The following is a 19,157-nucleotide window of genomic DNA, read 5'->3' on the forward strand; positions in this document are numbered from 1 at the left end:
CGACATCGTTGACCAGGCATATGTTACCGGCGATGGATCGCCCGCCGGGTCCGGCCCTGCCGCCGTCCCAGGGCCGTCGAGTGCGACCGGTCACAGGCGCCGTGGTCAGCACGGGTGCGGGCGGTGGCTCGGTGCGCGGGCCGGAACTTCAGCGGCGCCTGAAGTTCCGCCACCCGGGCACCGAAGCCTCAGTCCGCGAGCTCGTCGAGTGCGCTCAGAGCCTGTTCCCACGGTTGTGGGGTGGCCACCGCGGCCCGCAGCGAACGAGCTTGCTTCGGCGGAATCCCGATCGAGAGCGCGCCGAACGCCGAGTCGCCGCGCCGGTACAGCGCGGCCGCCTTCGGGGCGCCCGGATCGGTCTTGTCCAGCACCCGGAGCTGAACCTGATCGGCGGCGGCGAGATCGCCGTAGGCCTGGATCTTGAACCGGTACTGGTCGGACCAGAAGTAGGACACCGGCGTGAACTCCTGGCGGCTGCCGAAGCGTTCCTGATCCAGTTCGGCCAGCAGGTTCCGCGCGGCCGCCATGCCCTGCTCGGTGGCGTTCATCCGGTGCTCGATCCGCACCGGGCGCCCGAGCACGGGGTGGTGCCAGCGGGCCACGTCGCCGGCGGCGTAGATCCCCGGCGCCGCGGCGCAGTACGAGTCGCAGCCGATTCCGTCGGCGAGGTCCAGCGGCCCGTCGCGCAGCCACTCCACGGCGGGTGTGCACCCGATCGCGATGAGCACCGCGTCGCCGGTGATCTCCGAGCCGTCGGTGAGCCGCACGCCGCGAACCTGCCCCTCGTCGTCGAGCAGGCCGTCCACGAACTCGCCGAGCCGCAGCTGGACGCCGTGCGCCCGGTGCGCTTCGGCCAGCAGGTCACCGGCCTCGGTGCCCACCGCCCGTTCCATCGGCGCCGCCTCGGGCGCGACGACCACGACTTCGTGGCCGAGTTCACGGGCCACGGCCGCGACCTCCACGCCCAGCACGCCCGCTCCGACGATCACCAAGCGCCGTCCCGGGTTCGCGAGCTCGGCGCGCAGCGCCAGCGCGTCGTCGAGCCCGCGCAGCACGTGCGCGCCGCGCGCTTCGCCGGGCAGCGTGCGAGCCGCGACCCCGGTCGCGATGATCACGCCGTCGCAGTCCAGCGCCTCGTCGCCGAGCAGCACCCGGCGGTTCGCCACGTCCAGCCCGGTGGCCGTCGTGCCCAGCCGGAGGTCGAGGGCGTCCGCGGCCCGCAGCCCCGTCCGCTCCGGCTCCCACTTGCCCGCGAGCACCTGCTTGGACAGCGGTGGCCGGTCGTAGGGCTCGTGCGGTTCGTCCCCGATGAGGCTGATCCGGCCGTCCCAGCCTCCGCGGCGCAACGTCTCGGCCGCGGTGAGGCCGGCGGCGGAGGCGCCGACGATGGCGATGCGGCCGGTGGTCATTCGGTGATCTCGATCGCCGCGGTCGGGCACAGCTGCTCGGCCGCCCGGCTCGCCTCGTGCAGTTCGGCGGGTGGGGCGGCGTCGAGCACCACGACCACGCCGTCCTCGGCTCGCTGATCGAACACGTCGGGGGCCTCCAGCACGCACTGTCCCGCGCCGCAGCACCTGTCCTCGTCGATGGTGATCTTCATGGGTTCCTCTCTACTCCACGCGCGGGCCGGAAGCGAGAGCCGATTCAGCGGGCGCGGGAGGTTCGGGCCGGCCGGCGCGGCTCATGGCCGAGTGCGAACCGGATCTGGTCGCGGGGAGACGGCACGACTCCGTTGGCAGGCGCCGTCGGCGTCGCCCGGTGCTTTCGCGGACGACCGTCGTGTCATTGCGCCTGCGGAATGCGGCGGTGCATATCGGTGACCAGGTTTCGCATGGATTCCCGGAACAACTCCGCCTGCACCGGGGCGATGAAAGAGGTGTGGCCGAACGCTTCGAGCACCACGAGACCGTGCATATGTCCCCACGAGCTGATGAACACGGCGACGGCCGGGGGCGGTAGCGCGGCCATTGATTCCGGTGGGAGCTCGTCGAAGCGGGTGCGCATTTCGGTGCTCAGCGTCGGAAAGTCGGCGCGGGCCAGCTGATCGTCGGTGCAGCCGGCGAACAGCTCTCGGATGAGGACGCTCCCGAGGCGGCGGGCGCCGTCGGTGGTGCGGCCGTCGGCGGGGGCTCGGTAGTGCGGCAGCGGAGTCCCGTAGAGGAGCTGGAACCGGGACACGTTCTCGACCGCCCACGTGCGGTACCCCTCCGCGGCGACGACGAACCGATGTCGTTCCGGGGCCGCCGTGGCGTCGAGCGCCGCCTGCACGGCGTCCGCCAGATCGTGGTACGCCTCCGTGATCAAGGCTGTGACCAGCTCATCACGGCTCGGGAAGTAGTGGTAGAGGGCCTGGACCGTCATTCCGAGGCTGCGCGCGACCGCGCGCAAGGACAGCCCGGCCGGGCCGTGCGAAGCGATGTGGTCGCCCGCCGCGTCGAGGATCTCGCGGGTCGCGGCGGCGCGGCGGCGCTGACGAAGCGGCGTGGTCATGCTGACAGCGTACGTGACGGTTAACGGTGTTAGGTAAAACTGACACTGCCAAAGGAGCATGCGGGTCACTAGCGTCGTGTTCGTGGCTGCTTCTTCCTGAAGAACGGAGAGGGTCGAACGAGGTCGGTTCAGTTGAAAGTCGTCGCCTGAACGGGCTGAGCCATTCGTCCGACACGGCGGAATCGGAATTCGATCGACTGCCGTGTCGGTGCGACTTCGATCGCTGTCGCGCAGCGCCATCGCCGCGTTGATGCACGCGTTTCCGCGGACCCCGCACATTCTTCAGGGCCGAGCGCGGGCCGCCACCTGTCCAAGAAAGCGAATGACCGGATGCTCACCACGGAGAACATGATCATGCCGAACAGTTCGAATTCCCCACTGCACGTGGTTCTCGGAGCGGGACCTGCGGGAGTGACGCTCGTCGAGGAGCTCGTTTCACGTGGGCTGCGCGTGCGCCAGGTCAGCCGAAGCCCGATCACCGGGGCGCCCGACGGAGTGGAGACCCGGGTGGCCGACCTCTCGGTGGCCGAGCAGGCGATCGCCGCCACCGAGGGGGCGACCGCGATCTACCACGCGGTGAACGTGGCCTACCACCTCGCGGTCGCGGCGATGCCGGGCATCGCGAGCGCGATCCTCGCCGCGGCGGAGCGGTCCGGCGCCCGGCTGGTGGTGCTGGACACGATCTATCCCTACGGCGAGGCCGATGGTGAGGCGATCACCGAGCGCACGCCGTGGGCCGCGACGAGCCGGAAGGGGCGCATGCGGGCCGAGCTGGACGCCGCGTACCTCGAAGCGCACGAGGCCGGTCGAGTCCGGGTCGCGCTGGGGCGCGCGGCCGACTTCTACGGCCCGCGGGTGCTCAACTCGACGTTGGGGCAGGCGTTCTTCCCGGCCGTGCTCACCGGTGAGACGGCGTTCGGGTTCGGTGACATCTCACTGCCGCACAGCTACTCGTTCCTGCCCGACGTGGCCGCCGGGCTCGTTGATCTCGGGACCACCGGCGACGCGTCCGCGCTCGGCCGGGCCTGGCACCTGCCCGCAGTGCCCGCCGTGAGCACCGCTGAGGTGCACGAGCTTGCCGGTGAGATCGTCGGGCATCCGGTCGCCGTCGAGGTGCTGTCGCGGCCCGAACCGGCGGGGCCTTTCGACGAGACCTTCATGCGCGAGTACGCCGAGATGTTCTACCAGCACACGATTCCGCAGAACATGGTGTCCGCGGCGTTCGAGAAGGAGTTCGGCCGGCGGCCGACACCGCTCGCGGAAGGCCTGCGGCAGACCCTCGACTGGTACCGCGACCGGCTGGCCTCCCGGTCCTGAGCGCGCCCGCTTTGCGAGGGCGGGGCGGAGCGTCCGCGTCTCCCTTGCCGAACCCGCGCCTCGGCAAGGGAGTCGTGGGTGAACGGACCGTTCGACTCGAAGAACCGGTCGAACCGCCCGTTCACCCAGCGGGTGGTGCGTCGTTCACGCTGGTCTCCATCGGGCCGCCGCGCCACGCGACGGAGTCCCGCAGCGCGGCCATGACGTCGGCCTCGCCGCCGTCCGCGTCCGCGTACGCGCGGTGCAGGTTGGCGACCAGGCGTTCGCTGTCGGCCCAGTCGGCGAACTCGCCCAGGTCGGCCTGCGTTGCCGCTTCCAGCGGGGACAGTCCGTCGCGGCGGCCGGTGCCGGCGATGGCCAGGACGTGCCGGTAGTAGCGCTCGTGCGCGGCCAGCACGTCGTCGAGGTCAGCGCGGTCGATCAGCGGGCCGTGGCCGGGGACCACCCGTTCCGGGGCGAATTCGGCGACCCAGTCCAAGGCGCGCAGCGCGCCGGTGAGCGAGCCCATGAACACCAGCGGAGTCAGGCCGTGGAAGAGCAGGTCGCCGGTGAACAAGATGCGCTCCCGAGGCAGCCACGCCACCACGTCGCCTCGGGTGTGCGCCGTGTGGCCGGGATGGTGCAGTTCCACCGCGCGGCCACCGGTGTGCACCGTGACCGCCGAGGAGAACGTCACCGACGGCACCCGCCGGCGGATCGCTCCCCAGTCCGGAACGGGAGACCAGAACGGCGGGCACCCGTCGATGATCGGATCCGCCGCCAATCCCGCCCGCATGTGCTCGTGTCCGAACAGGACGGTCTCGGCGGGCAGCAGGCTGTTGCCGTAGGAGTGGTCGCCGTGCTCGTGCGTGTTCACCGCCCACCGGATCGGCCGATCCGGTGCCACGCGGGCGATTTCGGCCAGGAAGCGCAGAGTTCGCTGCTCGGTGGCGCACGTGTCGACGACCAGCAGCCCGTCCTCGCCGCCGATCACCCCGGCGTTGTTCACCCACCAGGTGCCGTCCGGTTGCACCCACGCCCACACCTCGTCGGCGAGCGGTTCGAGGCGGGACGGGGCGGATTCGTTCGTGTGCATGGTGATCAGGCTCGCACAGTTCCCGGCGCCGGATTCCCGCGTCAGGACATCAAGCGGATCACCGGTCGTAGCGGCCGGAGGTCACCTTCCGCACGAAGGACGACCACTGCGCCGCGCCGATGGTCAGGTGGCCCGCGGCGCGGTTCTTCGTGTCGCGCACGGCGGCGTGCGCCCCCAGCCGCCCCACCTCCACGCAGTTCCCGTTGGGGTGGGTGTAGGTCGAAGTGCGCCAGTTCGTCGGAATCATCCTGATTTCTCCAGTTCGCTCGCTGATTTCTCGATGAGGTCGACCGTAACGGCGGGACTCATCGCCAGTTCGAGAATTCTGGTCACGGCCTGCCGGTACGCCAGGACATCGTCGTCGTCCGGGACGAAAGCGCCGGAACTGTAGTGTTCGAAGTGGACCACGGCCGGTGAATCGGGAAAGTCGTAGAGCACGAACGGGCCTGCCAATCCCGGATGCCAGCCGACGTCGGGCGGAACGACCTGGATCGTGACGTTGTCGCGTGCCGCCAGTTCCAGCAGGAAACGCAACTGATCGCGCATCACCTCAGGGGTTCCGATCTTGTCGGAAAGGCTGTGCCTGCCGATCAGTGCGGTGAATCGCACTGGATCGCGCCTCGTGATGATCTCGCGCCGCCCCGCTCGGACGGTGGCGCGTCGTTCGGTCTCGTGCGTGGTGAGACCGCCCGCCGCTGACACGGCGCGCGAGTAGTCCGAGGTCTGCAGCAGGCCGGGCACGGCCATCGGTGCCCATTCGACGATCGCCGAAGCGGACCGCTCGCACTCCACGGCGCCCGCGAGCTGCTGTGGAATTCCGGGCATTCCCACGGTGAGCCAATTCGGTTCGCTCGCATTCCGGGCGAGGTCGAGCAGTCGTTGCCGTTCCTGCCCGGTGACGCCCGCGACGGCGAGGAAGGACGCGACGTCCTCGGGCGTGGGAATGCGGCGACCGGTTTCCCAGTGCGACACGGTTCCGTGGCTCAGACCGAGGCGTTTGCTCAATTCTCGGCCGCTGATTCCGGAGTTCTCCCTGGCGGATCGAATGGCGGCGGCGAGAGCGCGCGCTCGTGGCGTGACTCGGATGGTGTCTGCGGGCACGGAGCAGATCGTAGCCAGCGCGGAACACGGACTTCGTGACCCGAACGAGTTATCAATCGGCGTTTATTTGATGTCGATCATCATTTGAGGGTGCGGGGACAGGGAGGTAGGCATGGCACGAGTGTTCATGGCTTCGGAGCAGGAGTCGTTGTGGCACGCGGTGGAGTTGCGCACCGGCGGTCCGCTGCCGATGGCCCGCTGCGGGCACGTGATCCGCGGCCGGGTGCACCGCCGCCTCGGCAGTCCCGAGAAGCCGCGCGTGGTGTGCGGCGCGTGCTCCTCGGGACTGCGGCCGGAATCCGCCGAGCTGCTCGCGCTCCCGAGCTGAGCTTCAGCGGGCCGCGGGCTGGGCGAGGGCGACCAGCGCGGCGCAAGCCAGGATGCCGACGGACATGAGCAGCCCGGTGCCGATGCCGCCGCCGTCGGAGAGCACTCCCGCCAGCAACGGCCCCGCGCACTGGCCCGCGGCGAACACCGTGGTGAGCGCGCCGATCGCGGCTGCCCACTGGTGCGGCGGCAGCGCGTTGCGGGCGGTGGTGGTCACGGCGGTGACCACGGACAGGAACGAGCAGCCGAACAGCAGCGCCGAGGCGAACTCGGCGACGATCCCGGTGGACAGCAGCGGCAGCGCCGCGCCGAACGTCAGGACCACCAGCAGCACCGCCAGCGCCCGGCCACCGCGCAGCCGCCCCAGCATCGGTCCCCACGCGAATCCGCCGACGATCGCGGCCGCGCCGAGCGTCGACCAGAACACGGAGACCTCGGTGGGGCTCGCACCGCCCACCTCCAGGTAGGCGCCGATGAAGGTCATGTAGGCGATGTACCCGACGCCGAACAGTCCGTAGGAGATGAGCGTCGCGGTGAGCACCTTCGGCGAGAAGCGCTCCCCGTCCGGCGCGGGCGGCGGTACCGAGGTCCGTGCGGCCGCCGGGAGCACGAGCACGACGGACACGGCGGCCATGGTGCCGAGCACCACCCAGCCCCAGCGCCACGCGTCCTCCGGCGGCGCCGCCTGCAGCACCGGCGGCAACCCCAGCCCGGACAGCAGCACGCCCAGGCCGCCGCCGCTGAAGTAGATGCCGAGCAGCACCGCGGGCCGCCCGCCCGGCCTGCCCTGGCTGAACCGGGTGGCGAGCACGCCGCCGAGGACGAAGGCCACCGCACCGGAGACACCGGTCGCCAGCCGCAGCACGAACAGCACCACGATGTTCCCGGTGCTCGCGGAGGCGAGCATGAGCAGGGCGGTGGCGATCAGCCCGGTGAGGAACAGCCGCCGCGGGTTCCAGCGGCGAGCGGCGGGGGCGGCGACGAGCGCGCCGAGCAGGTAGCCGAGGGCGTTCGCGGTGTTCATCAGCCCGGCCGTGGCGAACGACCAGTGCAGCGCGCCGCTCATCGACGGCAGCAGCAGCCCGTAGGCGAACCGGCCCAACCCTTGCGCGGAGGATGAGCCGAGCGCGAGCCCGAACGCCACCAGTACGTCGACCGCGAACGGTCGTGGGGCGGCGGTGAGCGAGGGCGGGGACAACTCGCGTTCGTGCGACATGAACGACTCCGTTCCGTACGTCGCGCTCAGCTGACCAGGAGATCGCCCTCCGGGCCAAGTGACGTGCGGACCGACACGTCCCGGGTCGGACATGGCGGGACGAGTCGCCCAGCGGGAGGTGCGGGCGTCTGGGAGCGGAGGCGGAACAGGAGGAAGCGCTCGCGGCCTTTGCCGAGGAACTCCATGCCACGGCCGGAAAGCCGACTTCGACGGCCGGGCGCCGTTCTTCGCGACGCGGGAATGGGGGAGACTCTGCTCTTCCCACCTTCACCATATATCGGACCGGGGGACTTGCGGCAAGGCCCCGGTGGTGTCGCAGAATCGCTGACCGAAGCCAAGCGCTGGGGGAATGGGAGTCGCGAAGCGTGTGTGCCGTTGGCCACGCGCGTGTCGCGGTGCGGCTGCGGGACTCCGGGGGAACCGGCGTCCCGCGGAAGATCGTCGAACCGGGGCGTCGCACCCGGAATCTCACCGGTGGGCCGAATGGCGGCCCACCGGAGCCGGTCGGTAGCTATGAGGAGAACGTGTCAACTCAGGGGTACGAAGAAGAACTGCGGTCCGAGCGTGACTACGTGGCCGATCTTTACGCGCGGCTCGACGCCGAGCGGGCGCGGGTGAAGGGCGAGTTCGACGCGGCGCTGCTGGGCAACGGCGGAACGGCCGTGGAACGCGACGTGGAGGTGCGGACGCGGGCGAAGGAGATGAAGCGGCTGGACGTGGCGGACAACGGGCTGTGCTTCGGCCGGTTGGACTCCCTGTCCGAGGAACGCTCGTACATCGGCCGGATCGGCATCTTCGACGAGGACGACGAGTACGAGCCGTTGCTGCTCGATTGGCGGGCGCCCGCGTCGCGCCCGTTCTACGTGGCGACCGGCGCCACTCCGGAGAACATGCGGCGCAGGCGCCAGTTCCACACCCGGGGCAGGCAGCTGGTCGAGTTCACCGACGAGGTGCTGGGGCGCCCGTCCGGTGCGGAGCGGGGCGACGCGGCGCTGCTCGCGGCCGTCAACGCACCGCGCGGCGCCGGGATGCGCGACATCGTCGCGACGATCCAAGGCGAGCAGGACGAGATCATCCGCCTCGACCATTCGGGGGTGCTGGTGATCGAGGGCGGTCCGGGCACCGGGAAGACCGTCGTGGCGCTGCACCGCGTCGCTTACCTGCTCTACACGCAGCGGGAACGGATGGAGCGCCACGGGGTGCTCGTGGTCGGGCCGAACCCGGAGTTCCTGACCTACATCGGCCGCGTGCTGCCGTCGCTGGGCGAATCCGACGTGGTGTTCATGACCGCCGGTGACCTCCTGCCCGGCCTGCGCGTCACCGCCGAAGACGTCCCGGAGGTCGCGCGGCTGAAGGGTTCGCCGGCGATGCTGGACGTGCTCGCCGCGGCGATCGCCGAGCACCGGCGCGTGCCGGACGAGCCGCTGCCGGTGCAGCTGGGTGGAACTTCGCAGCGGATCACCGCGGACGTCGCCGAGTGGGCGCGGCAGGAGGCCCGGGACTCCGGGCTCCCGCACAACGAGGCCCGCGCGGTGTTCGCGGAGATCATCACTTACGTGCTGACCGAACGGGCGGTCTCCCGGATCGCCCGCGGCTGGCCGGGCGGGGACGACCGGCCCACGCGGGAGCGGTTGAAGGCGGAGCTGCTGGCGGAGCTGGCCGACGACGAGAAGTTCACCGCCGCGCTCGACGAGCTGTGGCCGGTGCTGACCCCGGAAGGCGTGCTCGCCGAGCTGTACTCCAGCCCGGAGCGGCTGCGCGCGGCGGGCGCCGACCCCTCGCTGCTGCGCACCGACGGTGCCGCGTGGACGGTGTCGGACGTGCCGCTGCTCGACGAACTCGTCGACCTGCTCGGCAGGGACAAGGCCGCCGAGGAGCGCGCCGCTCGCGCCGCCGACCGGGAGCGGGCGGCCGAGGCCGAGTACGCGTCGGACGTGATGGACCAGCTCGCCGGCCGCCAGGACTCGATGGACGACGAGGACCACCTCTACGCCACCGACCTGCTGCAGGCCGATGAGCTGGCGGACCGCTTCGTCGAGCACGACACCCGCGAACTCGCCGAACGCGCCGCCGCCGACCGGGAATGGACCTACCGGCATGTCGTCGTCGACGAAGCACAGGAACTGTCCGCAATGGACTGGCGAGTGCTGATGCGGCGTTGCCCGAGCCGGTCCTTCACGGTCGTCGGCGACCTGGCGCAGCGCCGCTCGGAGGCCGGGGCGACGTCGTGGGGCGCGATGCTGGAGCCCTACGTGCCCGGCCGTTGGGAGTACCGGTCGCTGACGGTGAACTACCGAACCCCGGCGGAGATCATGAACGTCGCCGCCGCGCTGCTCGCCGAGTTCGCCCCCGACGGCAAGCCACCGGAGTCGGTCCGTTCCTGCGGCGTGCAGCCGTGGTCGCGGCAGGTCACCGAGGACGAACTGCCGGGCGCCATCGAGGAATTCGTGCGCGCCGAGGCCGAGCACGAGGGCACCAGCGTCGTGATCGGCCCGCCGGACGTGCCGGGCGCGGTGACCGCGGCGGACACGAAGGGCCTGGAGTACGACGCGGTCCTCGTCGTGGAACCGGAACGCATCCTCGCCGACGGCCCGCGCGGCGCGGCCGAGCTCTACGTCGCCCTCACCCGAGCCACCCAGCGCCTCGGCGTCCTGCACACGGGCGCGTTGCCGTCGGCGTTGACCGGGCTCGCCGAGCGGGGCGGCGCTACATAGGGAACCCGATGCTGGCGGAGTGAACGGACCGTTCGTCCAAACCGGTTGGACGAACGGTCCGTTCTTCTCACCGGGGTTCGCTGACGTGTGGCAGTGTCCGTGTAGGTGCTCTGAGCAGTGTGAACGTTTCGCAATAGTGCCGACTGACGTCTAAGGGGGGCGGGTCGCCTCACGGCCTGCGGACGGCCTGGACTAATTCCTGGAGCGCCTCCCGTGTACACTGACTTCTGTCAGAGATGGTCTTGTTTGGCGGTCGGCACGAAGTTGACAAAGAACGAAGTCTCGTTCGATCGACAAGGGTTGACTAGGGACGCGACTCGCGTCCCGACACAAACGCTGGCGAGAAGACGAAACGGCCCGCCGCTGTTTGCGACGGGCCGCCGTATTACCGGTTCAGAACATCCCACAGAAGCTTGGCGGCGCTGAGGACGAATGAACCGATCGGGAGGGCTCGCTTGGCCCAGGCGCGCAGCTTGGCGTGCTTAGGTTCGGGCGAGCCTTCTTCGTTGTTTGGCGGGGACATCTGGTCTCCGTTGTTGTGCCGACCGATTGGGCCTGACCCTTTCGGATCAGGGGTGCCAGGGTGGTCTGCGATCCCCCGGTAATCCGCGGAACTACCGGGAGACACAAGCGGCGACTACGTCCTGCCTGTCGTCTGTGTCAGACGACCGAGTGATCGTACCGGATGCTGCCGATTGGCAACGTGCCGCCTGCCTCACTCCGGGTTTACTTGTGCGTGCAATAGATTTCAAACGGCTGCGGACCGGCGATGAAATGTACGATCGAGGCAAGAGGCCGAATTCTTTCGGCCTGGACGGCATGAATGGTCGGGAGTTGCAGCGCGAGAACCCCGAGCCAGCGGACGAAGTTCCCGCTCGCGCAGGAGTAGCTTGCGGAGCCGGGAAACCCTTCGGCGGCATCGGACCGGCTATGGCCACCGGGCGCCGGTATGCGGAGCGGCTGGAGCCCGGAACACCTCGAAGAAGTGAACGGACCGTTCGTCCTCCATCTCGTTGGGCGAACGGTCCGTTCACTTGGCCCGGTGATCGGCTCCTCAGTCGTCGAAGCCGCCGCTCTTCGTCGACCGGATGAAGTCGGCGAACCTCGCCGCGTCCATGACGAGCGCATCGCCCTGCGGATCCTTGCTGTCCCGGATGGCGGAGAACCCCGGCAAGTTCGTCGCGACCTCAACGCACTGGCCATGTGCCGAGCTGTGGCTGGACTTGCGCCACTGAGCCTGCCTGAGATCCATCTCCGCTCCCTTTCAGATCACGGTCTGCGCTGCGAGATCAAGCGTGCGCTCTCCCGCTCTGAGAGCGCTCGCGCGCTGAGTTCCTCGAAAATCGTAGCGAGCGAGCGCACTGCTTCGTGATCATCTACGAGATGGCCGCCGACGTTGTACTCCTTGTAGCCGGTTTCAGGCCACGTATCCGGCGGAAAGTCCAGGAGCACGAATCCGCCTGCCATGCCTTGGTGAATGCCCGAGTCCATCGGCACGATCCGGATCGACACGTTCGGTCGCTTCCCGACGTCGAGCAGGTGCCCGAGCTGCTCCTCGGCGAGGTCACGTTCCGCCGCGCACCGCATGATCGCGGCTTCGGACATGAGCGCCACGAACTCCAGCGGATCTTCCTCCGCCGTCAGCCGATCCTGCCTGCGCCTGCGTGCGCCGACTCGCTTCTCCAGTTCGCTTTCGGACACGGTCGGATCGCCGACGGAGACGACCCGCCGGGCGTACGCCTCGGTTTGCAGCAGACCTGGGATCAACTCACCTTCCCAGTTGCGCGCCCGCGTCGCGTCCGCCTCCAGGGTGACGTACCCGGCGAGCCACTTCGGCAGCCGGTAGGTCTGCCACCAACCCGCTTTCCGCGCTCCCGCACGCGTTTCGAGCAGTGCCTCGCGGTCCTGTTCGGATACCCCGTACAGCGAGCACATCACGATCAGGTCCGGGCGGGACGGCAGGTTCCGGCCGCTCTCCAGGTGACGCACCCGGTCGGCCGTGCAGCCGAGTTCGGCGGCGACATCCGCCCGCGTCACGCCCGCATCTTCTCGCCACTGTTCGAGGCTTCTGCCCAACATCAACCGTCGCAGAGTCACGAGATCAACTCTAGGACCGGTTTCTGCTCAAAAGGATCACTCGATCGTTTAGTACCCGTACCAATCGCGCTCTGAAATAGTACGTGTACTGGATCAGCATCGATCAAGAGGAGGCCAGTATGCGCGAGCAGCGAGCGGTCGAGAACGACACCTACGTGTGCCTGTCCGAGCAGGTCAGGATCACGCACGAGGCCGAATCGGACCGATCCGTCCAGCTGGACTTCCGGGGCAGCGGCGACGGACTGACCCTGAACTTCACCGAAAAGGCTTTCGCCGAACTCACCAGCGCCGTCGGCCGCGCCAACGCCGAACTCCTCGGCACCACCACTCCGAAATGAGTGAACGGACCGTTCGTCCAACGAGATTGGGCGAACGGTCCGTTCACTTCGATCAGGTCAGCCCTTCGCCGGGCCGTCCTCCAGGTCGCCTTCGGCTTGGAGGTAGACCTCGTGCAGGGCCGCGAGGGTGTCCGGGTTCGGGGATTCCCACATCTCGCGGTTCGCCGCCTCCAAGAGGCGTTCGGTGATGCCGTGCAGCGCCCACGGGTTGGACTCGGTGAGGAACTTCTGGTTCTCCTCATCGAGCACGTAGGTCTCGGCGAGCTTCTCGTACATCCAGTCGCCCACCACGCCCGTCGTGGCGTCGTAGCCGAACAGGTAGTCCACCGTGGCCGCCAGCTCGAACGCGCCCTTGTAGCCGTGCTTGCGCATCGCCTCCAGCCAGCGCGGATTCACCACGCGAGCGCGGAACACCCGCGAGGTCTCCTCGGTCAGCGACCGCGTCCGGATGGAATCCGGGCGGCTGCTGTCGCCGATGTAGGCCGCCGGTGCCTTGCCGGTCAGCGCGCGGACCGTGGCGATCATGCCGCCGTGGTACTGGAAGTAGTCGTCGGAGTCGGCGATGTCGTGCTCGCGGGTGTCGACGTTCTTCGCCGCCACCGAGATCCGCTTGTACGCGGACTCCATGTCGCCGCGCGCCTCGGTGCCCTCCAGGCCGCGGCCGTAGGCGAAACCGCCCCACACCGCGTACACCTCGGCGAGGTCGGTGTCGTCGCGCCAGTTCTTGCTGTCCATCAGCGGCAGCAGACCGGCACCGTAAGCACCGGGCTTCGAACCGAAGATGCGCGTGGTGGCGCGGCGCTCGTCGCCGTGCTCGGCGAGGTCCGCCTGCGCGTGGGCGCGCACGAAGTTCTGCTCGTCCGGCTCGTCGAGCGCGGCGACCTTGCGGACCGCGTCGTCGAGCAGCGTCACCACGTGCGGGAACGCGTCGCGGAAGAACCCGCTGATGCGCACCGTCACGTCCACGCGCGGCCGTCCGAGCTCGTCGAGCGGGATCACTTCGAGCCCGTTGACGCGCCGCGACGCCTCGTCCCACGTGGGACGAATACCCATCAGCGCCAGCACTTCCGCGATGTCGTCGCCGGAGGTGCGCATCGCCGAAGTGCCCCACACCGACAGGCCCACCGAACGCGGGTACTCGCCGGTGTCGGCGAGGTAGCGCTCGATCAGCGAGTCCGCGATGGCGTGCCCCGTTTCCCAGGCCAGCCTGCTCGGCACGGCCTTCGGGTCCACCGAGTAGAAGTTGCGGCCCGTCGGCAGCACGTTGATCAGGCCGCGCAGCGGGGAACCGCTCGGCCCGGCGGGGACGTAGCCGCCTTCGAGGGCGTGCAGCGTCGCGCCCATCTCGTCGGTCGTGGCGTCCAGCCGCGGCACCACCTCGGTGACCGCGAACTCCAGCACCCGCACCACGTCGTCCGGGGAGTCGCCCAGCACCGAGCGGCACACCTCGACGACGGCGCCGAGCTCCCAGTCGCGCTCCTCCATGCCGGAGACGAGGGCGTGCGCGGACGCCTCCACGTCGTCCACGGTGCCGCGCGCGACGCTGCCGTCCTCCAGCATGCCCAGCGCCTCGCGCAGACCGGGCAGCGCACCGCTCTGACCGCCCCACACCTGCCGGGCGCGCAGCATCGCCAGCACCAGGTTCACCCGCGCCTCGCCCTTCGGGGCGGCGCCGAGCACGTGCAGGCCGTCGCGGATCTGCGCGTCCTTGATCTCGCAGAGCCAGCCGTCGACGTGCAGCAGCATGTCGTCGAACTCGGCCTCGTGCGGACGTTCGTCCAAGCCGAGGTCGTGGTCGAGCTTCGCGGCCTGCATCAGCGTCCAGATCTGGCTGCGGATCGCGGGCAGCTTCGCCGGGTCCATCGCCGAGATCTGGGCGTGCTCGTCGAGCAGCTGCTCCAGCTTCGCGATGTCGCCGTAGCTCTCCGCGCGCGCCATCGGCGGCACCAGGTGATCCACCAGCGTGGCGTGCACGCGGCGCTTCGCCTGGGTGCCCTCGCCGGGGTCGTTGACCAGGAACGGGTAGATCAGCGGCAGATCCGCCAGGGCCGCGTCCGGCGCGCAGGACGCCGACATGCCCGCCGTCTTGCCGGGCAGCCACTCCAGGTTGCCGTGCTTGCCCAAGTGCACCATCGCGTGCGCGCCGAACTCGTCGGTCAGCCAGCGGTAGGCGGCCAGGTAGTGGTGGCTCGGCGGCAGGTCCGGGTCGTGGTAGATCGCGATCGGGTTCTCACCGAAGCCGCGCGGCGGCTGCACCATGATCACCACGTTGCCCGCGCGCAGCGCGGCCAGCACGATCTCGCCGTCCGGGTCGTGCGAACGGTCCACGAACTGCTCGCCGGGCGGCGGTCCCCAGTGGCCCTCGATGCTCTCCCGCAGATCCTCGGGCAGCGTCGCGAACCAGTCGGAGTAGCGCTTCGCGGGGATGCGCACCGGATTGCCGGACAGCTGCTCCTCGGTGAGCCAATCCGGGTCCTGACCACCGGCGGCGATCAGCGCGTGCACCAGCGCGTCACCGTCCTGCGCGGCCACACCGGGCAGTGCGTCGGGGCCGTCCTCCGGGCCGATGTCGTAACCCGCCTCGCGCAGGCGCTGCAACAGGCCCACCGCGCTCGCCGGGGTGTCCAGGCCGACCGCGTTGCCGATGCGGGAGTGCTTCGTCGGGTAAGCCGACAGCATCAGCACCAGCCGCTTGTCCTTCGGCTCCACGTACCGCAGCCGGGCGTGCTTGACGGCGATGCCCGCGACGCGCGCCGCGCGCTCCGGGTCCGCCACGTACACCGGCAGGCCCTCGGCGTCGTTCTCCTTGAACGAGAACGGCACCGTGATCAGGCGCCCGTCGAACTCGGGCACCGCGACCTGGGTGGCCATGTCCAGCGGGGACAGGCCCTCGTCGTTGTCCTGCCAGGCTTCGCGGCTGGAAGTGAGGGTGAGGCCCTGCAGGATCGGCACGTCCAGGTCGGCGAGCGCGCCCACGTCCCACGCCTCGTCGTCGCCACCGGCCGAGGCCGTCGCGGGCTTCGTGCCGCCCGCGGCGAGCACCGTCACGATCAGCGCGTCCGCCTGGCGCAACGTGTCCAGCAGGCCCGGTTCCGGGGCGCGCAGCGAGGCACAGAACACCGGCAGCGCCCGGCCGCCCGCGTCCTCGATGGCGTCGGAGAGGGCGTGCGCGAACGCGGTGTTGCCCGCCATGTGGTGCGCACGGTAGTAGAGCACCGCGACCTTCGGACCCTCGGTGTTGCGGGGTTCGCGGTCCAGCAGGCCCCACTTCGGCGTCTCCACCGGCGGCTCGAAGCCGTGGCCGGTGAGCAGCACCGTGTCGGACAGGAAGTTGAACAACTGCGTCAGGTTCTCCGGCCCGCCCTGCGCGAGGTAGGCGTGGGCTTGGGCGCACACGCCGCCGGGCACGGTGGAGCACTCCATCAGCTCCGCGTCCGGGGCCTGCTCGCCGCCGAGCACCACCACCGGGCGCGGCCCCGCGAGCAGCGCGTCAAGGCCCTCTTCCCAGGCGCGGCGGCCGCCGAGCAGCCGCACGATCACCAGGTCGGCGTCCTCCAGCAGCGGCGGCAGGTCGTCCACGCCGAGGCGGGCCGGGTTGCCGAGGCGGAAGTCCGCACCGCTGGCACGTGCGCTGAGCAGATCGGTGTCCGATGTGGACAGCAGCAGGATCATGCGGCACGCTCCCGGCTGAGCAGGGACGCGGGCATGCGGACAGGACGCATGGTCAACCTTCCTCGGGGTCCTCGCCCCGGAGTCGTCGGCGCCCGGTGTCGGACCGGGCGGTGGCGGCGCGGAGTGTCCTGGCTCCCGGATCGGTGCTCGCTCCGGTCTTCCCGGCCGCGCCCGTGCGCGGACAGTGACCTTCTGATTGCGGAGTCCGCTCCCCGGTGACAGTGGCGGGACCGCGCCGGATTCGCACCGGCTTCCTCCACTCGTCGCCGCCGACAACTCTCCGCAACGGGGCGATCGTTCGTCAAGTGGCCCGCTGCGCTGGTGCGCGAGAGATCACGCACTCGCCCTGCCCGCCGCGCCCGCCCCCGAACGACCTGCTGCCCCTGCCCGCGCGCTGACACCGCCATCGCCCGCCGCACGGTCACGGTGCGGATGATTTCCGCGATCTCGCAAGAAAACGAACCACCCGAACACGGCGAACTCCCCGAATCGGTGCGATGAGATCCCGCTGATCAGCCGGAACAGCCGTCCGCAGTGGGTGTCGGCCACACCGGGCACGTTCAACTCCGCGCGAAATCGCGCCCAGGGCGGTGGGAGCTTCCGGGGGCGGTGCTGTGCGGTGAGGCGTATCGCGTTTTGCGTGCGCAACGAGGGCGGGCCGTAGTATCGACGACCGCCGGTGCGCGGCGAGATCCGCGCACCACCGGAGACCGGCGCCGTGCGCTGCGGATTCCGAACGACCACGATCAGCGAGAGCGGGGGAGAGCCGTGCCGCGACGAGCCGAACCGGACGCGTGCCCCGGCGCGCTGCGGGTGCACGAAGCCGCCGACGGCGGCCTGGCCCGCGTGCGGGTGCCCGGTGGGCGGCTGGACGCGCGGCAGGTGCGGGCACTGGCCGCGGCGGCGCGGCTCGGCGACGGCGGCTGGGAGCTGACGTCGCGGGCGAACCTCCAGGTCCGGGGGATCGCGCCGCGTGACGTGGCCGAGTTCGCCGACCGGCTGGCCGAGGCGGGCCTGCTGCCCTCGCCGACGCACGAGCGGGTGCGCAACATCATCGCCTCGCCGTACACCGGCTGCGATGACGTCGGCTCGCTGGACGTGCACGCGGTCGCGGCCGAACTCGATCAGCGGTTGTGCGCGGCGCCCGCACTCGCGGAGCTGCCGGGGCGCTTCCTGTTCACCGTGGACGACGGCCGGGGCGATGTCTCCGGACTCGCCGCCGACATCGGGCTGGCTCCCGCCGGCGGCTCGGTGGCGGTGCTGTTAGGCGGTGCGGACAAGGGAATTCGGGTCGCCGTCGCGGACGCGGCACGTGCGGCGGTGCTCGCCGCGGAGGCGTTCCTGGCCGAGCGGGCGCGGCAGGAGTCGGCGAGCTGGCGGCTCGCGGAACTCACCGACGGCGCCCGGCTGATCGCCGATCGTGTCCTCGCCGAACTCGGCTCGGCGGAGGCCGGTGGATCGGAAACCGGCGCGGCGGCGTCCCCCGACGACGCCGGGGCCGCTCACGGAGCGGACGGGGCCGCCTCCGGTGCGGCCGACGGTTCCGCTGGACGCATTGCGCCCGCCTCCGGTGCGGCCGACGGCCCCGCTGAACGCACCGGATCCGCTTCCGGCACAACGAACGACTCCGGCCCGCACGTTCCCACCGAACCCGTCTCCACCCACGCTGAGCTGGGCGTCCTGCACCGCCGCGACGGCCACGTGAGCCTCGCGCTGGGAGCCCCGCTGGGCAGGTTGAACGCCGAGCAGGTGGCCGCCCTGGCCGCACTGGAGCGTCCGCTGCGCCTCACCCCGTGGCGCACGCTGCTGCTGCCCGGAATCCCCGAGAGCGAAGCGGAAACCAGGCTGTCCGAATCGGACGAAGCCGGTTTTGTGGTGGACGCCGCCGCGCCGCTGGCCGGGGTCACCGCGTGCACCGGGCGTCCCGGCTGCGCCAAGTCCCTCGCCGACGTGCGATCCGACGCCGTGCGCGCCGCCAGGCCCGGCTCGCTGCCGGTGCACTGGGCGGGCTGCTCGCGCCGCTGCGGCCGACCGGCCGGGAACCGAGTGGAAGTGCTGGCCACCGAGGCCGGCTACGAGGTCGGCGGCGAACCCGCCGGCGAGTTATCCGCCGCGCTCGAAGCGGCACGGAGGGCAGTGTGAGTACCGGACCCAACCCAGCCGGAGCCGAGGGCGCCGGTGGCTACGAGTACATCCGGGAGGGCGCGGAGATCTACCGCCGCTCCTTCGCCACGATCCGCGCCGAAGCGGAACTCGACGGCATGCCACCGGAAGTCGCCGGAGTCGCCGTCCGCATGATCCACGCCTGCGGCATGGTCGATCTGGTGGGTGACATCGCCTGGTCGCCGAACGCGGTCCTGGCCGCCCGCGCGGCGCTGCGCGGTGGCGCCCCGGTGTTCTGCGACGCAGCGATGGTCGCCGCCGGCGTCACCCGGCGCAGGCTCCCGGCGGACAACGACATCATCTGCACCCTCGGCGACCCGCAGGTCCCGCAGTTGGCGCAGGAACTGGGCACGACCCGCAGCGCGGCGGCTATGGAGCTGTGGCGGGACCGGCTGGAGGGCGCGGTGGTGGCCGTCGGCAACGCGCCCACCTCGCTGTTCCGGCTGCTGGAGATGGTCGACGCCGGGGCCGGGAAACCGGCCGCCGTGCTCGGCCTGCCCGTCGGATTCATCGGCGCCGCCGAGTCCAAGCAGGCACTGGCCGACCACCCGGAGCTGGAGCACCTCGTGGTGCACGGCCGCCGAGGCGGCAGCGCGATGGCCGTGGCCGCCATCAACGCGATCGCGAGCGAACAGGAGTGAGCAGCA

General features: G+C 70.6%; 16 protein-coding genes and 1 riboswitch. Of the genes, 6 read left to right on the top strand and 10 right to left on the bottom strand.

Annotated elements, in window-relative coordinates:
• Nucleotides 1-188 precede the first annotated feature (188 nt).
• The 3 genes from H2Q94_RS06105 to H2Q94_RS06115 form a co-directional block, all read right to left on the bottom strand.
• The gene (locus H2Q94_RS06105; protein WP_243793000.1) at nucleotides 189-1,409 is read right to left on the bottom strand and encodes an NAD(P)/FAD-dependent oxidoreductase; all 1,221 of its coding nucleotides are present in this window, start codon (nucleotides 1,407-1,409) and stop codon (nucleotides 189-191) included.
• Nucleotides 1,406-1,600, bottom strand: coding sequence for a ferredoxin (locus H2Q94_RS06110; protein WP_243793002.1), 195 nt, complete (start codon nucleotides 1,598-1,600; stop codon nucleotides 1,406-1,408). Before H2Q94_RS06110 ends, H2Q94_RS06105 begins: the two co-directional genes overlap by 4 nt.
• A gap of 182 nt (nucleotides 1,601-1,782) precedes the next feature.
• Nucleotides 1,783-2,490, bottom strand: coding sequence for a TetR/AcrR family transcriptional regulator (locus H2Q94_RS06115; protein ID WP_243793004.1), 708 nt, complete (start codon nucleotides 2,488-2,490; stop codon nucleotides 1,783-1,785).
• A gap of 354 nt (nucleotides 2,491-2,844) precedes the next feature.
• Here H2Q94_RS06115 and H2Q94_RS06120 point away from each other — a divergent pair, with 354 nt between their 5' ends.
• The gene (locus tag H2Q94_RS06120; protein WP_243793006.1) at nucleotides 2,845-3,807 is read left to right on the top strand and encodes an NAD-dependent epimerase/dehydratase family protein; all 963 of its coding nucleotides are present in this window, start codon (nucleotides 2,845-2,847) and stop codon (nucleotides 3,805-3,807) included.
• Nucleotides 3,808-3,928: 121 nt separating this feature from the next.
• On the opposite strand, the gene H2Q94_RS06125 is transcribed toward H2Q94_RS06120, so the two are convergent.
• From H2Q94_RS06125 to H2Q94_RS06135, 3 genes are read right to left on the bottom strand one after another with little or no spacing between them, the layout of a single operon-like run.
• Nucleotides 3,929-4,882 (bottom strand): MBL fold metallo-hydrolase, encoded by a 954-nt coding sequence (locus H2Q94_RS06125; protein ID WP_243793008.1) that lies wholly within the window; start codon nucleotides 4,880-4,882, stop codon nucleotides 3,929-3,931.
• Nucleotides 4,883-4,940: 58 nt separating this feature from the next.
• Nucleotides 4,941-5,129, bottom strand: coding sequence for a DUF397 domain-containing protein (locus tag H2Q94_RS06130; RefSeq protein ID WP_243793010.1), 189 nt, complete (start codon nucleotides 5,127-5,129; stop codon nucleotides 4,941-4,943).
• Nucleotides 5,126-5,983 (bottom strand): helix-turn-helix domain-containing protein, encoded by an 858-nt coding sequence (locus H2Q94_RS06135; protein ID WP_243793012.1) that lies wholly within the window; start codon nucleotides 5,981-5,983, stop codon nucleotides 5,126-5,128. Before H2Q94_RS06135 ends, H2Q94_RS06130 begins: the two co-directional genes overlap by 4 nt.
• A 112-nt stretch (nucleotides 5,984-6,095) precedes the next feature.
• On the opposite strand from H2Q94_RS06135, the gene H2Q94_RS06140 reads away from it, so the two are divergent.
• The gene (locus H2Q94_RS06140) at nucleotides 6,096-6,311 is read left to right on the top strand and encodes a hypothetical protein (RefSeq protein WP_243793015.1); all 216 of its coding nucleotides are present in this window, start codon (nucleotides 6,096-6,098) and stop codon (nucleotides 6,309-6,311) included.
• 3 nt (nucleotides 6,312-6,314) lie between these two features.
• On the opposite strand, the gene H2Q94_RS06145 is transcribed toward H2Q94_RS06140, so the two are convergent.
• Nucleotides 6,315-7,526: a YbfB/YjiJ family MFS transporter gene (locus H2Q94_RS06145; RefSeq protein ID WP_243793018.1), complete on the bottom strand. Its 1,212-nt coding sequence runs from the start codon at nucleotides 7,524-7,526 to the stop codon at nucleotides 6,315-6,317.
• 524 nt (nucleotides 7,527-8,050) lie between these two features.
• On the opposite strand from H2Q94_RS06145, the gene helR reads away from it, so the two are divergent.
• The gene (gene helR / locus H2Q94_RS06150) at nucleotides 8,051-10,240 is read left to right on the top strand and encodes an RNA polymerase recycling motor ATPase HelR (protein ID WP_243793019.1); all 2,190 of its coding nucleotides are present in this window, start codon (nucleotides 8,051-8,053) and stop codon (nucleotides 10,238-10,240) included.
• Between the two features lie 1,054 nt (nucleotides 10,241-11,294).
• On the opposite strand, the gene H2Q94_RS06155 is transcribed toward helR, so the two are convergent.
• The gene (locus tag H2Q94_RS06155; RefSeq protein ID WP_243793020.1) at nucleotides 11,295-11,492 is read right to left on the bottom strand and encodes a DUF397 domain-containing protein; all 198 of its coding nucleotides are present in this window, start codon (nucleotides 11,490-11,492) and stop codon (nucleotides 11,295-11,297) included.
• A gap of 17 nt (nucleotides 11,493-11,509) precedes the next feature.
• The gene (locus H2Q94_RS06160) at nucleotides 11,510-12,319 is read right to left on the bottom strand and encodes a helix-turn-helix domain-containing protein (protein ID WP_258718703.1); all 810 of its coding nucleotides are present in this window, start codon (nucleotides 12,317-12,319) and stop codon (nucleotides 11,510-11,512) included.
• Nucleotides 12,320-12,456: 137 nt separating this feature from the next.
• Between H2Q94_RS06160 and H2Q94_RS06165 the strand changes: the two genes are divergently transcribed.
• A complete protein-coding gene (locus H2Q94_RS06165; RefSeq protein WP_243793022.1) occupies nucleotides 12,457-12,675 on the top strand; it encodes a hypothetical protein in 219 nt (72 codons plus the stop codon).
• A gap of 57 nt (nucleotides 12,676-12,732) precedes the next feature.
• Here H2Q94_RS06165 and cobN read toward each other — a convergent pair whose 3' ends face one another.
• Nucleotides 12,733-16,347: a cobaltochelatase subunit CobN gene (gene cobN / locus H2Q94_RS06170; protein WP_243793033.1), complete on the bottom strand. Its 3,615-nt coding sequence runs from the start codon at nucleotides 16,345-16,347 to the stop codon at nucleotides 12,733-12,735.
• 121 nt (nucleotides 16,348-16,468) lie between these two features.
• Nucleotides 16,469-16,604: riboswitch (cobalamin riboswitch) on the bottom strand.
• A 511-nt stretch (nucleotides 16,605-17,115) separates the two neighbouring features.
• On the opposite strand from cobN, the gene cobG reads away from it, so the two are divergent.
• Nucleotides 17,116-18,489 carry a precorrin-3B synthase gene (gene cobG / locus H2Q94_RS06175; protein WP_243793034.1) on the top strand — a complete coding sequence of 458 codons (1,374 nt, stop codon included), beginning with the start codon at nucleotides 17,116-17,118 and terminating at the stop codon, nucleotides 18,487-18,489.
• Nucleotides 18,486-19,151, top strand: a complete 666-nt coding sequence (locus H2Q94_RS06180) for a precorrin-8X methylmutase (protein ID WP_243793035.1) — start codon at nucleotides 18,486-18,488, stop codon at nucleotides 19,149-19,151. The genes cobG and H2Q94_RS06180 overlap by 4 nt, the downstream gene beginning before the upstream one ends.
• Nucleotides 19,152-19,157: the final 6 nt, after the last annotated feature.

The organism is Saccharopolyspora gloriosae (genome assembly GCF_022828475.1).
Classification (GTDB): domain Bacteria; phylum Actinomycetota; class Actinomycetes; order Mycobacteriales; family Pseudonocardiaceae; genus Saccharopolyspora_C; species Saccharopolyspora_C gloriosae_A.

Bases quoted from the DNA above. Each gene is read 5' to 3' on its own strand.
- H2Q94_RS06105 (WP_243793000.1), bottom strand. From the start codon at position 1,409: ATGACCACCGGCCGCATCGCCATCGTCGGCGCCTCCGCCGCCGGCCTC.
- H2Q94_RS06160 (WP_258718703.1), bottom strand. From the start codon at position 12,319: ATGTTGGGCAGAAGCCTCGAACAGTGGCGAGAAGATGCGGGCGTGACG.
- H2Q94_RS06110 (WP_243793002.1), bottom strand. From the start codon at position 1,600: ATGAAGATCACCATCGACGAGGACAGGTGCTGCGGCGCGGGACAGTGC.
- H2Q94_RS06165 (WP_243793022.1), top strand. From the start codon at position 12,457: ATGCGCGAGCAGCGAGCGGTCGAGAACGACACCTACGTGTGCCTGTCC.
- H2Q94_RS06125 (WP_243793008.1), bottom strand. From the start codon at position 4,882: ATGCACACGAACGAATCCGCCCCGTCCCGCCTCGAACCGCTCGCCGAC.
- cobN (WP_243793033.1), bottom strand. From the start codon at position 16,347: ATGATCCTGCTGCTGTCCACATCGGACACCGATCTGCTCAGCGCACGT.
- H2Q94_RS06115 (WP_243793004.1), bottom strand. From the start codon at position 2,490: ATGACCACGCCGCTTCGTCAGCGCCGCCGCGCCGCCGCGACCCGCGAG.
- H2Q94_RS06140 (WP_243793015.1), top strand. From the start codon at position 6,096: ATGGCACGAGTGTTCATGGCTTCGGAGCAGGAGTCGTTGTGGCACGCG.
- H2Q94_RS06155 (WP_243793020.1), bottom strand. From the start codon at position 11,492: ATGGATCTCAGGCAGGCTCAGTGGCGCAAGTCCAGCCACAGCTCGGCA.
- H2Q94_RS06130 (WP_243793010.1), bottom strand. From the start codon at position 5,129: ATGATTCCGACGAACTGGCGCACTTCGACCTACACCCACCCCAACGGG.
- H2Q94_RS06120 (WP_243793006.1), top strand. From the start codon at position 2,845: ATGCCGAACAGTTCGAATTCCCCACTGCACGTGGTTCTCGGAGCGGGA.
- H2Q94_RS06145 (WP_243793018.1), bottom strand. From the start codon at position 7,526: ATGTCGCACGAACGCGAGTTGTCCCCGCCCTCGCTCACCGCCGCCCCA.